This window comes from Providencia sp. R33, assembly GCF_019343475.1.
GTDB lineage: Bacteria > Pseudomonadota > Gammaproteobacteria > Enterobacterales > Enterobacteriaceae > Providencia.
In genome coordinates this window covers 3,041,615-3,056,099 of sequence record NZ_CP072453.1, presented here as the reverse complement: position 1 = coordinate 3,056,099, position 14,485 = coordinate 3,041,615, and the positions used below count along the sequence as shown (strand labels likewise).

Below are 14,485 nucleotides of genomic sequence, written 5' to 3'. Positions count from 1 at the left end.
TTATTTTACTCTTGCTCTTTATCTCGATCATTGTTTGCCCTCAATCGTTTTTTTGTTGAGGGCTATTTTTTGCAAATCATCTGAGACTATTGAGTTTTTTGCAATATAAAATGATTGTTTGGCGATAATGCCTTCTGCGTGTCCTATGCTAATTTAGTGACCAATAATGATTTAGTTTAGGAATGAAGGTATGCAAACTATTGAGTGGGGTGATTTTACCCGTGTTGAAATGCGTGTTGGCACCATTATTAGTGCAGAGCTAAACAGTAAAGCGAAGAAACCCGCGTATGTTATGGAAGTTGATCTTGGGGAGCTGGGTATTAAACGCTCTAGCGCACAAATTACCGTCAATTACACGCCTGAAAGCCTAATCGGCAAGCGTATTCTTTGCGTTTGTAACTTTGAAGTAAAGCGTATTGCAGGGATTAAGTCGGAAGTGCTGATTACAGGGGCACCTGATAAAACGGGGGCTATTGTTCTTGCTGAATTTAATTTGCCTCTTCCAAACGGCGCTTTACTCGCCTAATGCTCAATGCTCGTCATACTTCGTTCTATCACGTTGTTGGCTACACTCACTCGCCCTAGTCACATACTTTTGTATGCTCCTAGGATCTCGTTTGCTTGCCGCCTAGTGATAAAACGAATTATTTAGAGCATTGTTTCTTGGTCGTCATACTTCGTTCTATCACGTTGTTGGCTACACAAAGTTACCCTAGTCACATACTTTTGTATGTTCCTAGGGATAACTGTGTTTGCCGCCTTGCTACAGCACGAACTATTTAGAGCATTTAATTTGATATAATTTTTCGTTATATTTATTTGAATTCTCAAGTGATGCCATATTGGCATCACTGCCATTTATAGGTAAAAAGGTTATACTGCGACTATCTGTATTAGTGGAGTGTTTCCTTTGCGATTACCTGAGCTGCATTTTCGGCAATATTCTGACGAGGTCATTTCTCATCAACATGATGGGCAGTGGCAAGTCGTATTGTCGTTATCTGGGCAAATGGAAATCAATATGTATCGGCAGCATTTTCAATTAGATGCAGGAAAGGGTATCGTGATCCCGCCAAGTGTGAGCCATGCGTTTAGCGGCCAAGAAGGTAACCAAAACTACGTTTTGGAAATGCCAGCCACCGCGCAGTGGGCGCTAGACGAAAAAATGACCCAATTTGCACTTACGCCATCAGCAATTGGTTTACTTCACTGGCTACAAAGCTTTCCCCAGGCATCTGAAAATAATTTTGCTGTGGCACGTTTACTGTTGGCGCAATTAAAACCCGAAAGTCAGTGGATTGATGCGGTTTCCCAGTGGGTTGAAACACGGCTACATCTGCCCATTAGTTGTGAAGATATGGCATTGGCTTTTTGCATGTCAGTCAGTACGTTACAACGAAGAATTAAGGCCGAAACAGATTTAACGGCGATGCAATTTATCCAACAAAAAAGGATGGAAGCCGCGGGGAGTTTGTTGCTCACCAACAGCAGTATAGAAACGATAGGCCTTTGTGTGGGGTATGATTCCCACTCTGCATTTAGCCATGCATTTAAAAAATACTATGGCAAAACCCCGCTTGAATACCGAACACAAGCAATAATACACCGTTAAAGTTATTTCTCAGTCTGTGCCATGTGTGTCGAAATCGCCTGCGAATACTCACCCTGTAAAAAATCAGTATTGACGCCAGCTTGCCTTAATTTTAATTCAAGTAATGCGAGCTGCTTACTCACATTGGCATAATTTGGATCATCAATTGATAGCCCTTGAAGCATATGGCTAAGTGTTAGCGCATCCTTTCTTTGCTGCAACTCGGCAGGCAAATACCCCGAATTCTTTAATAAGCGATATCCAGCTCTTAACTCAGGAGGAACTAAACTGTCATCTTCAAGGTGTAGTGGTTTACCTTCGCCATTAAGCTGTGACAACTCCCCTTTATTTAAGGACTCCTGAATATGGCGTTCAGCCCAGAGGTCAATAATAGACATAATATTTAGACCAGTAATAAAATTTCTCTCATTATATCTTTTTCAATTAGGGCGGTAAAACGAGACTGTTTTCTGTGAACAATCAGTTTTTCTGCTATTTTTGTATAGTTAATAATGATTATTTTTAAACTCCCCTCTATAAATGTTAATGAATTGTTTTGTTTTTTTCACTGTATCGTTTGATAATAGATTGGGCCAATAACACTTGTGCAGTGTAAAAAATTGTATTTTTAGCTTAAGTGTTATAATTCACTATATTTATCAATTGAGTTTACCTGAAAAAAGATATGTTTGTTCATGATTGTTTTGCAGAACTGAACATAAAGACTGAAAAACAAATAATAAAGATCAAAAAAAATCACAATCATTAAATTAAACTGATGAATTGGAGTGGATGTTTACTCGGGCACCAGTTTGTTATTTTTATTTTGTTTAATTACTATTTGCCCACTCGTTAGTGTTGTACTTGTATTGGATTTGGTTTTTAGATGTAACTTTAATAATGGAAGGTAAATAATGCCTAAGTACCCCGTTGCCAAAATAGTAGGGAGTAAAATAAAAAGATTAAGAAAAGAACATGGGCTTACAGGAACAGAATTAGCAGCATACTTACATGTCAGTCAGCAACAATTCTCTCGATATGAGCGAGGCGTTAATCGAATTGATATTGATTCTTTAGTAGTTATTGCAAATTTTTTGAAAGTAAGTATTCATTACTTTTTTGAGGACATATCTTCCTTAGAGTCTATTGATCATTCTTGGCTAAATAGTGATGATTTAAATAGTAATTTACCTCCAGAAGATAAAAATATTTATTAATTAATGAGTTATAACTATTAAGTCTTTTAAGGGTTTCCTTATATTTATTACTCCAATTAAATAATAATCTATTGCACATGTTTTCGGGGACTTAAACGTAATAAGCAAAGACAACATATGAATCTAATTAGTGATATTTGCAATTGCAGATATCACTGTTATCTCACACGAAGAAACTTCTTTGTGTAACAATTATATTATGAAATAAGGATTTAAAAATGAAAAAGACGCTTTTAGCCTCTTCAATTATTGCTTTAACATTCACTGCTGCATCAACTTCATTTGCCGCAGATCTTGGAAGCGGTACTATTGAATTTAACGGTACAGTTAACTCAGGCGCTTGCACTATCGCACCAGCATCAGTTAATAAAGAAGTTCAGTTAGGCTCTGTTCCAGCTGTTTCTTTAAAAACAGCGGGTGCGCAAGGTCCTAATATTGATTTTACCCTAGAGCTGGCTGACTGTGTGTTAGACCCATCAGCAAGCGGTACAGATTACTCTAAAGTCACTGTTAAGTTCACAGGGCAAATGGATGCAGCTGGTGCTTTATGGGCAAACAGCGGTACAGCACAGAATGTTGGTATTTTATTCCAGAATGGTAATGGTACTGACTTAAAAACAGGTGATATTATCACTCAAAATTTAAATGCAGGTTCTAATACGATTAATTTATCTGCTCGTATGCAAGCATTAGGTGCAGCGACAGCAGGTTCAGTGAAATCAACAGTCGCTTACGTTCTAGATTATCAATAAGCATATCTTAGTAATTTAACTGCTATAAATAAATTTTCTATTTAGTTATTAATATGCCGATTATGCTATGTGAAATGAATATTTCATAGCGTTTTCGGCTATTTATAAATAAGAGAATAATAAATATATTAATCACAGAATATTCCGGCTAATGAAAATGGATAATTTTAAAAAAAACATAGTAGCTAGTTTTATATCTAGTCTATTTTTTTATACAAACTATGTTAATGCAGACTCAGTCCAATTTAATCAGGATGCTTTGTCTATTTCTGGTGATTCAGATATTGACTTAAGCGCCTTTGAAAAAAATGCAGTTGTTGAAGGTGCCTATTTTTCAAATGTTTCTGTAAATGGAAAAAGAATTAATTTTTTTGATAAAATTGATTTTTTGAATAAAGAAGGGAAAGCTCAGCCTTGTATTTCACAAAAATTAGTAGAGCTTATTGGGCTGAAAGAAGAATTTATCAATGAAACCCCTACATGGCAAGATGGCCAGTGTTATGATTTATCATCACAGGATAAAAACATTACATCAAGATTTGATGATGAAAAACAAGAGCTAGCATTATCAATACCACAAGCTTATTTTTTGTATGCGGATGATAGTTGGGTTCCTCCTATGCAGCGTGAGACCGGTATTAATGCATTAGTTTTTGATTACAATCTCATCGAGAATTACTTTAAGTATAAAAATAATGAAAGCACAAATAACTTGAGCTCATTCGGTTCCGTGGGCACTAATATTGGGCGATGGAGACTACGCAGTAATTATCAATTCTTGAAAGATTTTAACAATAACCAGAATGATAATTTCAAATGGGTTCAAACTTACCTTTTTACTGATTTACCGAGTCTATCAGCTAAATTTTTTGCTGGAAAATATTATACAGCTAACCAGTTATTTGACTCTGTTCGCTTTAATGGAGTTAGTATTTTCACCGATGATAACATGTTACCTGCTTCATTAAGAGGATATGCTCCGAATGTCTCAGGAATAGCAACAAGTAATGCGACAGTGACAGTATCGCAAAATGGACGGATATTAAACCAAGTTAAAGTCGCTCCTGGACCATTTTCGATTGATAATTTAAGTTCCTCTTTATCAGGTACATTAGATGTTAAGGTAACAGAAGAGGATGGCTCTATTAGGGAGTACCAGATATCTTCGACAAGCATTCCATTTTTAACGCGACCAGGTATGGTTCAGTATAAATTAAACGCGGGTCGGCTCGATCCTATGGGATATAAGAATGTTAAAAATGATTTTATCTCAACAGAATTTTCGTGGGGAATTTTAAATAACTTATCTGCATTCGGTGGGTTATTTGCAACTTCTGATAATGAATACAATGCCTATAGTGTGGGTGTTGGGTTAAATATGGAACGTTTTGGTGCGATGTCATTTGATATTACACAATCTAGAAACCAATTGAAAGATGCTGCTTCGCATACAGGGGAAAGCTATCGAATTAATTATGCTAAACGTTTTTCAAACACTAGCCGCCTTGATTTGACAGGATACCAATTTTCTAATGAAGGCTTTATGTCAGTTAATAATTATATTGATACTAAAGGTAACCCTTCTGGAAATTATTATCGGCAAAAAAATGTATTTACAACATCTTTTACTCAGCAAGTCCCTGATTGGAATGCAGATGTAAGTTTGAGTTATTCAAGAGAAAGCTACTGGAATGAATCTAAAAGTAATGACACATTAAATTTATCTTTTAATAAAACGATTAAAAATGATTTTATCAATAATGCACTTTTATCTTTTTCAATTGGTGAAAGTAGTTATGTAAAAGGAAAACGTTCTAAACAAGCTTATCTGTCTTTAAGCCTTCCTTTGGGAGAGGAACGAGATTCTAGATTACAATACTTTGCTTCTTATAATGACCGAGATAAAAAGTATAGTAATAATGTGAGTTATTACACCAAAATGAATGGTAATAATGTAAATATTGGTTTGTCGAGTAAAGACTTTTTCGAGAATGCCGCCATTAATACCTCTTTATATCGTGATACTCAATATGGCACAGCTCAGTTTACTGGGGCTTATAGCAATGATTACCATACAGCGAGTGGTTCATTAGATGGCTCTTTAACACTCACAAGCCAGGGGCCAGTCTTACATCGTCGAGTTTATGAGAATCAGGCAAGAATGGTTATAGATACAAATAAAGCAAAAGATGTGTCTATTAATAAAAATGAATCAATAACTAATAGGTTTGGCTTAGCTGCAATCAGCAACGTACCAACTTATTACAGATCAACTCAGTATGTAGATTTAAATAATATACCAGCAAATGTCAGTATCGATGATAGCGTTGTTGAGTCAACACTGACAGATGGTGCGGTTGGATATTCAAAACTAAACACTATTATGGGTGAGAAAGCACTATTAACAATTAGTTTCCCTGATGGAAAAACACCACCATTTGGTGCACTAGTTTATGATTCTGATGGTGAGAAAGTATTGGGTATGATTGCTGAACAAGGGGAAGTTTATTTGGCAGGTATTCAACAGAATCAAAAATTAATTGTTAAATGGAATGGAAGTCAGTCTTGCCGAATTGTGCTAGATAACACTAATGTTCAAAATATAAATTGTTATAAATAGTAGAAGATTATGAAAAATTTAAAATTAATAATGAGCGCATTACTTTTAGTAAGCACATATACACATGCATCAATTTCAGTTGACCGAACACGCGTTATTTATGATGAAAAGAGTAAGGGCGTTAGTGTGGTTGTTGAAAATACAGATAGTAAAGATCCATTCTTAGTTCAGTCTTGGATTGAGGATGAAAAAGGTAAGAAAATTACGGATCCTTTAGTGGCATTACCTGTATTACAACGTATTGAGCCGAACCAAAAGAAACAAATTAGGATTAGTACAGCGAATAATAGTCTCAATATCCCTGACGATAAAGAATCATTATTTTATTTTAATGTGCTTGGTATTCCCCCTAAAAGCCAATTAGAGAATGCAGTTGAAATTGTCATTCAGTCCCGCTTTAAGTTGTTTTATCGTCCAAAGGGAATAACTAAGTATGCAGATAATAATTGGCAAAAAGAGCTTAAAATTGAAAAAATGGGAAGCACATTAAAGCTGGTAAACCCGACTGCTTATCATGTGGTTGTAATCAATATTAATGATAATAAAAGTAAGGTTGCTAATTTTGAAGAAATAATCATTAAACCGAATAGTAATACAAATTATTTTTTATCTGATAAACAAAAGAATGCATCTGAAATAGTTGTAACATATATTGATGATTATGGTTCCCCTAAATTATTAACCTATTCATGCAGTAATACATCATGTGTGCTTAATGCAGAAAAAGAATAAGAGGGTTCTATGTTCTATTTTAAAAAAATAGTGTCAGTTATTTTATTCGGTTTTATATTTCTCAGTTTTAATGTATCTGCAGCGGTATCAAATTGCCGAGTAAACTCAGGACCTGATTATATACAACAAGACATCACATTCGAAATTACGAATAGCAATTCGACAATAGCGACTGGCACATTATTAGCATCTGCAGCATCTTCTTTTATATCATTTTCATGTGATTTTACGGGAACGGTAGCTACACCTAATCATGTTTATTTTAAAAATGCCATGCCTGCAGAGATAAAGTCGCTTTTAATTAATAGCGGCGTAACTGTGACACAAAGAAGTGCAATTGGTGGCGGTATAACGGCGACAATTACCAATCCAAGTGTACCTAATATTGACTTAGGCTACTGGAGTCAGCCTGCCGTAGGCGTTACGACGAATATTGGGATAATGTATAACTTTGCGGTTAATAAGGGCGCGAATGCTTTAAAGCCATTTGATACGGGGAATTTTATGCTCGGATATCATGAAGATTACCAAGCAAAGTACCTTGGGGTGCCCGTTTATGCTCATATTGTCGGTAATTTAACACTACTTTGCCCAACCCCAGCGATTAATTTGTCCGTATCACACGGTGGTAGTATTGAGTTTGATACAGTTTCACCAAAGCAAATGAACGCAGGGGATTCAATTAGCCGACCTTTTCATTTAATGATGGCCGTTCCCCCTGATTGTGCAACAGGCTTAAATGTATCTGTTCGTTTTGAACCAAATAATAATACTATTTTGGGTGGTAAATATCTTGATATGGGAAATGGATTGCAAACGATGTTGCAAAGCGGTTCGACCGAAATAAATTACAACCAAAATTATGCGATTGGTGAAGTTTTACCGCAATCATCAGTTAATGTTCCTTATACGGCGATTTTAAATAAAGTCCCAGGGAGTACGATAAGTTCAGGGCCATTTTCAAAAACAATCCGGGTTGTTGTGTCTTACTAAAAGAATAAGTGTTTGTTTTTATTTGTAAAAGTAAAATTGACAGTTTTAAAGTTTAAAATATTTATTTGAAATGATATTCGTAATTTGACTTTCTATAAACGGTGGTATATTCAATTATAATCACCCTGATAACGAGTAATATCGATGAAAAAGCTATCATTAGTTTTAGTTGATGATCATCCAATTGTTCTCTCTGGATTGAAAGATACTTTATCACAATCATCAAATTTATCTGTTATGGGGGCTTTTACCCAAGACTCGGAACTATTTACATTTTTAAAACACAATACTGTTGATGTTATTGTGACTGACTATATGATGCCCAATAATACACTATCAAGTGACGGCCAAAATTATATTCAGTTTTTACGTCGTAAGTATCCAAGCATCGCTTTAGTCGTTTTAACTATGGTTTCTAACCCCATGCTCATACAGATGTTGTATGACAGTGGTGTAAGTGCTGTAGTTTCAAAAGAGGCTTCTTTGCAGGATTTGATGAAAGCAATAAAGTTAGCGGGGCAGGGCCAAGAATACCGCAGACCGGTTGCTGATTTAACCACAACATTAAAAAGCCGTAATGCGACAACGCTTGATGAACGCGTAAAAACGCTATCACCTCGTGAGTTAGAGGTACTACGACTATTTGTACAAGGCAAGCCCATTGTTGAAATTGCTAAGCTATTAAATCGAAGTGATAAAACAATTAGCTTACAAAAAAATGCTGCGATGCGTAAATTAGGTGTTGATAATAATCAGGCTTTAATTAGCTACTGTGTGACTCACCATCTGTTTGATTAAGTTTGTTGAGCCAGGTTATTAAATCATAGCAAATACTCAGGTCAAACCCAGTTGAATTTGCAGTTTCTAAATTTAATGATTTTTCAAATTTTAAAAGTTTATCAGCAAGCTCGTGCTCTTCTACCGTAATTAATGCTCCACGTAGTCGATGTGAGAGTTGCTTTGTTATTTCGATATCTTGGTTGCTTATCGCTTGGTTTAAAGCTTGAATGTCAGTGCTAAATTGTAAAATAACATTTTCCTTATCAGAGCCATGAAGTGGATTAATGGCTCTGATTACTTCATCTTCAGAAAAAGAGGAATGGTAGATAGGAAAAAAACGATTAAAAAGATGAACTAAAGTTTCTGATTCTATTGGTTTTACAATCCAAGCATCCATTCCTGCTTGTAGACAACGTTCTTCCTCTTCTTTTAGGCCATTTGCAGTTACACCGATGATTGGGCAGGTTTCCCCTTCAAGACGAAGCTGTTTTGCGAGTTCATAACCGTTGCGATATGGCATGTTGACGTCTGTAAGAATAATATCAACAACCTCATTATCCCAAATAACTAAAGCTTCCTCACCATCACTGGCTGTAAAAACGTGACAACCAATTCGTTCAAGCTGTTCTTGAAGAACGACTTGGTTTATTGGGTTATCTTCTGCAATTAATACTTTTAATGGAAATCGGCCAATCTGTGTCAGAGCACGGGGGATGGGACATATTAATGAGGTTGTTAAATGCTTATTCGTTTTTAATAAAAATAATTGTTGGTTGAGCTCGAGTAATCTGAAATGGTTTTCAGAGGCGAACCATGTTCTTCCAGCCCAATTTTCAGGTAATGAAAGCTGCTCTATTAGTATACCAACGGCGATAATAGATGAGGTATCCTCAGGTAAGCTATCTTGTGATAAATAAACTGTAGCTCCCCATTTTTTGAACCATTGAGCGAGATTTTGGGTGAGTAACGGATTGACGGTTTGAATCCAAATATATGTATTAGTTAAATCAGCCCAAATAGTTTCTTGTTTTCCAAGCTTAAGAGGCAGAGTTATAAGAAAAGAACTCCCATGTCCAAGTTTACTTTGCAAGCTTATTTGCCCACCCATTAATTTGACTAGATTTGAGCAAATAAATAAGCCTAGCCCTGTACCTCCGTATGTATGAGGTTCTGAGTGTGCTTGGTAAAATGGTTCAAATAGTTTTTTTTGTTGCTCTAAATTAATACCAACACCAGAGTCAATAACGCGAATTAATATATTGTCATTAGTGCTTGTTTTAAGTTCTACAATAATGCTACCTTTTTGCGTAAATTTAATCGCATTACTGAGTAAATTCCCAATAATTTGCTGTAGCCTTGCGGTATCTCCAATTCTATTGGATTGAATGCTAGGGTCTATAATCGTAAAGAGGGCTAGCTCTTTTTGTTGTGCTAAGCCTTGATATAATTGAACTATTTGTTGTAATAATTCTAAAAGGTCGAATGGTTGATTTTGAATTTGAATCTGGTTAGCTTCGATTTTACTGATATCTAGAATATCTCCGATTAACTGCATTAATAATTGTGATGTAGTGGACATGCGATTAATAAAATTAATTTGCTGAGAAGATAATGCGGTATTAGAAAGTAATTCTAACGTACCAATCAGTCCATAAAGTGGTGTTCGAATTTCATGGCTCATTGTTGCTAAAAATGACGATTTAGCTCGGTTGGCCTCTTCTGCTAACCGTTTGGCATCATCTAACTGCTTCTCAGTTTCTGCTTGTATCGTTATATCCGTAAATGCACATAAAATGACAGAACGTTGCTGATAATTTGTTGCTGTACTCACAATATATAGAACGTGATCTCCTGATTTTTGTGTTGTTTTAACATCTTTTTTCTTGGTAATAACATGTTTGAGAAGTTCTTGATATTCATTAGAGTTATGAGGCTGGGAAAGGTCGGAGATTTTAAGCCAATATTGTGCAAGTTCATTCGCGAAACGCAGTTGCTGAGTTTCTCGATCAATAACACATAGGCCAATAGGCGTAGTGGCAATAAGTGTTTGATTAAAAGCTTCGTTGTCTAAAATGATTTGTTGGGACTTAATGGCGGGTTGTAGAATTTTTCGTTGATACCAACGGTGGTAGCCCCAACCACAAAAAAAGCTAAAGAAAAGAGCTGTTATAAGACTAATGGGCAACCACATATTATCTTCAAAAAATGCCGCGTAGCTAATTCTGTAATACCCATCCCATTCTTCGTTTTTAGAGGCTAATTTAAGTACAAGTCCATCTTTGGTATAAGAAAGTCCTTCATTAGCATCATATGGTATTTTTGTATCACCTAATAGCTGGCCAAATTCATTATGAGTTAACCAAAATTGATGTGTCAGTGTTGGGTTTAGTATTTTTTCAAAAACGCTAATTCTGACTTGGCTTAGTAAAGAGACTGTATAAATATCTTTAGGTGATAATTGCGCATTTTTCCACAAATGTGTATCGAAACCAGCTGGGATCACACCGATAAGATTATTTGTAGAATCGGATTGCCTTATCCAAATAACAGTATCTTTTTCATGATTTTTTTGTGCATCTTCAAGCTGCTTTTTGATTGAGGGAAGGTTGATACGAATACTGTCAGTGACCGCATGAAATAATTCAGGGGATATTGATTCATTTCCCATAATTGTGCCAACGGAAGGAACGCTGATACTTATATGATCATGTTCATTAATAAAGAATACAGCAGCCGCAGGGTAATATGATCCTCCCCAAAATGTAGAATAAAAATCTGCTAAATATGCGCCAAGTGAAAAGAGTATGCTCGGTACTCGGGAGCACTCTAAACTTTCATTACAACCTAAGGTGAATGGCATCGCAACAATCGATTCTTTACCTTCCAGTAATCGTAAAGGCCATTTTTTAGGGGGGGTTTGGTAATTTATTGAGAAAGTTCGGCTTTCAACTAACTCTGATAAGTCTTGATTTTGCTGGTTTAGTGCAATTAAAAATTTTTCTTGTTCAAGTATATAGCCAATAAGTGTACTAAAATCTACCTCGAGCCGCTTAGTTTCTTGTTGAACAATTCGTTCTGCACTCCAAACTAGAGTTGCAATGAGAATAAACAGGAGAGGAAGAGCTACCGTTAATATACTATTAGTGCGCCCAGAGGTGCGTGTTATTCGCGAAAATGCCGTTGAAGAGGAATTGGTCATGGCGCTATTCTCAATGATTATAGGCAAACTCCATGATTTCCATCATAATATAAAATATAAATTGAACAATGATTATTTTTCTAAAAGTTAAACAATTGTTGACTGATAATAGTCTTTTAAGTCATCTAGTCCCCAACCAAACCCATCTAAATTTGATATATAGCGGGATAACTTTGGATGGCGGCTAATAATATAGAATAACCGATGGTAAAATTCTGGGAAGTTAATGCCAAGAATAAGAATAAATTTAAATAAAACATCGACAGTTAGAGCATTTTCGCCTCGTTCATAACGAGATAATTGCTGTTGACTGATACCTAGCTTGGTTGCAATGCTATTACCACTGATTCCTAGTTCAACTCTGTATTCCTGCAAGCATTTCCCCACTAATTGGCTGATGTAATATGTAGTGGTTTTCTTTTTCATTTTGATATTTCTCTCATTATTCTCGTTTGGTAAAGCTATGTTTTTATAGAATTATGACTATTCTTATTTTATATGGATATAAGGTATTCCTTAATTTTAATATTTGTTGTGAGTTGATTTTTTATTGATTGTTTTTATGAGTTATTTTATTTTTTATTTCTTATGGAATGTTTACTCTTATTGTATTTGAATATTTTTGTATCACAATAGATTTAAATAAAAAATGATATTGTGATTTTTTTTGTGAAAATATTTATTTTTTTAAAATAAAAACTTATGTTTATATAGCATGTTGAAATAATACTCCCTTGATTACTCATTATATGAGTGATTGGAATTTTGCCTTCTACTATTAGTGTTTCATTGATAAAGATAAAGTGGAGATTTTTGTCATTATGTAGATAGGTATTCAGATTACAGTGGCGGAGTAAAGCTAAATGTGAGTACTGAATTTAATAAGGCTTTTCTAAAGGCGCTTAGCCTAACAAGCATTTCTAGGCTAAGCAATTTAAATAATGGGTGAAACTTATTTGGTTACACCATGCGGATCCCTTCAAATGGGTTCCAGCCATCTAGCCCTTTGGTTTCTTTTATATAATAAGCGTAGTTTGCAATCATAGCCCAAAGTACTGAAATACCAACAGATAGCCCAGTATATGCTCCATTAGGAATGGTGCCACCAATCATAAAATCGATAATATTAAGTACCAGACCTAAGCCAATGGAAATGCCTAGCAGGACTAAACCCTTTTTCCATAAGCCTAAAATTAAAAAATAAATAATGCCAAAGAAAAAGGCAAAAAAGTTCATATTAATTAGAAGTCGTCCACTGAAAGACTCTGCTTTTAATGCGGCTTTAAACTCAGCTGTATCAGGTGCTCCGTGGGTATCAAAGAAATCAAAGCGCTTTTGCCATTTATTAGAATATTGTTTTTGTTCCATTTTTCATCCCTTACTGTTTTAAATAAATCCATAACGCAAATAATACTGTTAAAACAGCAATAAGCAGAAGAGAAAAAATCTTAAATTATTGATTTATAGATTATTCTTACTTGGTGCGTTTCTTTTATTAAGAAGGAATTGTAAGGTTGAGATATATGATTGGTTATTTTTTCTTTTCAAAATCAATTGATTGTATTTATTTTTTTATAACGCTGGTAATTTGACGCTATAAATTCATTTCAATTCAGTGAATGGTTGTAAATAAATATCTCAAAAACACTAATTTGGTGTATATAAAATATATTTCACTCACGTTTTACTCTTTGCGTGTGTATTTTTGTTTATATTGGATTTGTTGGTCTTTTATACTGAGTTATTACTGATTTTCGGATTTTTAATCCTGTTTGTTGATCTGCTTTTTTGTTGGAAATCGTAATGATAAATTTTTTGTTTTTTAATTTCTCATTTATATCAATGAGTTAATTAAATATATTTAGTTACATTCTTTGAGTGGAATACATACTTTAGAGATATCTGCGTACGCTTTTTATGGATAATATTTGTCTCGTTCCCAACAACAGATGAAAAATTTTAATTAAATAACTTTTAAATAAGGTATATAGAATGAATAAAACATTGATTGCATTATGCTTAGCATTAACGACAACTTCTATTTCTGCAATGGCTGCGGATGCAGGTTCAGGTAAAATTACATTTAAAGGAACAGTAAATAGCGGCGCTTGTACGATTGCTCCTTCTGATGTTAATAAAGAAGTTCAGTTAGGAAGTATTTCAGCAGCTAATTTATCAACTGTAGGTAATAAAGGCCCATTAAATACTTTCGAATTAAAATTACAAGATTGCCAATTAGACTCAGGTACTGCGGGTTCTCCATACTCTAAAGTGAAAATTGAATTTAATGGTCAGCCAGATACAACTAAACCTACATTATGGTCGAACGCCGGTAGCGCAGGTAACGTTGCAGTAGCGTTCTTTGATAATGAAGGAAAAGTAATTAAACCAGGTGATGTTTTAACTCAAACACTGAAAGCATCTGAAACAACAATTATTTTATCTGCACAAGCAGAATCAACAGGTGCAGCGACTTCAGGTAGCATCAACTCTGTCGCAAACTATGTATTAAGCTACGAGTAATATAGTCATTATGCTCAGTCAAAAGCTTTACGCTTTTTAGCGTAAAGCTTTGTATCCCTTTCTATTACTATAAGAGTG

13 protein-coding genes are annotated in these 14,485 nt (G+C 34.9%); 9 read left to right on the top strand and 4 right to left on the bottom strand.

Translation table 11 applies throughout. The features are described 5' to 3' along the window. Window positions 1-190 precede the first annotated feature (190 nt). A complete protein-coding gene (locus tag J6836_RS14340) occupies window positions 191-526 on the top strand; it encodes a tRNA-binding protein (protein ID WP_219244678.1) in 336 nt (111 codons plus the stop codon). A gap of 384 nt (window positions 527-910) precedes the next feature. Next, window positions 911-1,612, top strand: a complete 702-nt coding sequence (locus tag J6836_RS14335) for a helix-turn-helix transcriptional regulator (RefSeq protein ID WP_219244677.1) — start codon at window positions 911-913, stop codon at window positions 1,610-1,612. A gap of 2 nt (window positions 1,613-1,614) precedes the next feature. Here the strand turns inward: J6836_RS14335 and J6836_RS14330 are convergent, their stop codons facing one another. Next, entirely contained in the window at window positions 1,615-1,989 is a 375-nt protein-coding gene (locus J6836_RS14330) for a DUF1992 domain-containing protein (protein WP_219244676.1), read from the bottom strand. Between the two features lie 516 nt (window positions 1,990-2,505). Here J6836_RS14330 and J6836_RS14325 point away from each other — a divergent pair. The 6 genes from J6836_RS14325 (at window position 2,506) to J6836_RS14300 (ending at window position 8,703) form a co-directional block, all read left to right on the top strand. Next, window positions 2,506-2,808: a helix-turn-helix domain-containing protein gene (locus J6836_RS14325; RefSeq protein WP_219244675.1), complete on the top strand. Its 303-nt coding sequence runs from the start codon at window positions 2,506-2,508 to the stop codon at window positions 2,806-2,808. 218 nt (window positions 2,809-3,026) lie between these two features. After that, window positions 3,027-3,560, top strand: coding sequence for a fimbrial protein (locus tag J6836_RS14320; protein ID WP_219244674.1), 534 nt, complete (start codon window positions 3,027-3,029; stop codon window positions 3,558-3,560). A gap of 157 nt (window positions 3,561-3,717) precedes the next feature. After that, window positions 3,718-6,180: a fimbria/pilus outer membrane usher protein gene (locus J6836_RS14315; protein WP_219244673.1), complete on the top strand. Its 2,463-nt coding sequence runs from the start codon at window positions 3,718-3,720 to the stop codon at window positions 6,178-6,180. A gap of 9 nt (window positions 6,181-6,189) precedes the next feature. After that, a complete protein-coding gene (locus tag J6836_RS14310) occupies window positions 6,190-6,912 on the top strand; it encodes a fimbrial biogenesis chaperone (protein WP_219244672.1) in 723 nt (240 codons plus the stop codon). A 9-nt stretch (window positions 6,913-6,921) separates the two neighbouring features. Then, window positions 6,922-7,905: a fimbrial protein gene (locus J6836_RS14305; protein WP_219244671.1), complete on the top strand. Its 984-nt coding sequence runs from the start codon at window positions 6,922-6,924 to the stop codon at window positions 7,903-7,905. Between the two features lie 144 nt (window positions 7,906-8,049). Then, a complete protein-coding gene (locus tag J6836_RS14300) occupies window positions 8,050-8,703 on the top strand; it encodes a response regulator transcription factor (RefSeq protein WP_219244670.1) in 654 nt (217 codons plus the stop codon). On the opposite strand, the gene J6836_RS14295 is transcribed toward J6836_RS14300, so the two are convergent. From J6836_RS14295 to J6836_RS14285, 3 genes are all read right to left on the bottom strand, one after another. Further along, complete coding sequence (locus J6836_RS14295; protein ID WP_219244669.1) at window positions 8,669-11,884, bottom strand: ATP-binding protein; 3,216 nt, start codon at window positions 11,882-11,884, stop codon at window positions 8,669-8,671. The genes J6836_RS14300 and J6836_RS14295 overlap by 35 nt on opposite strands. Before the next feature lie 87 nt (window positions 11,885-11,971). Then, window positions 11,972-12,310, bottom strand: coding sequence for a helix-turn-helix domain-containing protein (locus J6836_RS14290; RefSeq protein WP_219244668.1), 339 nt, complete (start codon window positions 12,308-12,310; stop codon window positions 11,972-11,974). A gap of 534 nt (window positions 12,311-12,844) precedes the next feature. After that, the gene (locus tag J6836_RS14285; protein ID WP_219244667.1) at window positions 12,845-13,252 is read right to left on the bottom strand and encodes a DUF2628 domain-containing protein; all 408 of its coding nucleotides are present in this window, start codon (window positions 13,250-13,252) and stop codon (window positions 12,845-12,847) included. A 624-nt stretch (window positions 13,253-13,876) separates the two neighbouring features. Here J6836_RS14285 and J6836_RS14280 point away from each other — a divergent pair. After that, window positions 13,877-14,407: a fimbrial protein gene (locus tag J6836_RS14280; protein ID WP_219244666.1), complete on the top strand. Its 531-nt coding sequence runs from the start codon at window positions 13,877-13,879 to the stop codon at window positions 14,405-14,407. Window positions 14,408-14,485 lie beyond the last annotated feature (78 nt).